This is a genomic window from Acetobacter sp. DmW_136 (assembly GCF_008690365.1).
In the GTDB taxonomy this organism is placed as follows: domain Bacteria; phylum Pseudomonadota; class Alphaproteobacteria; order Acetobacterales; family Acetobacteraceae; genus Acetobacter; species Acetobacter oryzifermentans.
Genome location: NZ_VHON01000065.1, coordinates 1 through 419, shown reverse-complemented (window position 1 = coordinate 419; position 419 = coordinate 1). Strand labels below are relative to the sequence as shown.

At 54.2% G+C, this 419-nt stretch carries 1 protein-coding gene; it reads left to right on the top strand.

What is annotated here, in order from left to right; all coding sequences use genetic code 11:
• Window positions 1-419 (top strand): IS3 family transposase (locus FKW31_RS14315; RefSeq protein ID WP_150178891.1); only part of this gene is annotated, 419 nt, incomplete at both ends.

Below are 419 nucleotides of genomic sequence, written 5' to 3'. Positions count from 1 at the left end.
TGCAGGGTTCTGTCGATTGCACCATCTGCCTATTATGCAACTGTTGCCAGACAGAAAAATCCGTGTGTGCGCAGCCAGAAAGACAAAGAACTGTGCGATGACATCCGTAGAGTGTGGAATAATAATTTCTGCGTCTATGGAGCGCGCAAGGTCTGGCATCAGCTCAAACGTGAAGGCGTGGATGTCGCCCGCTGCACGGTAGAGCGGCTGATGCGCCGGATGGGGCTGAAAGGCGTCATTCGTGGCAAGGGGGTCAGAACCACACGGCCTGATCCGCAACGTCCGTGTCCGCAGGATCTGGTGCAGCGCCAGTTTCATGCTCCTGCCCCCAACAGACTGTGGGTTTCGGATTTTACTTACGTTTCCACATGGCAGGGCTTTGTTTATGTGGCCTTCATCATTGATGTATTCGCACGGGT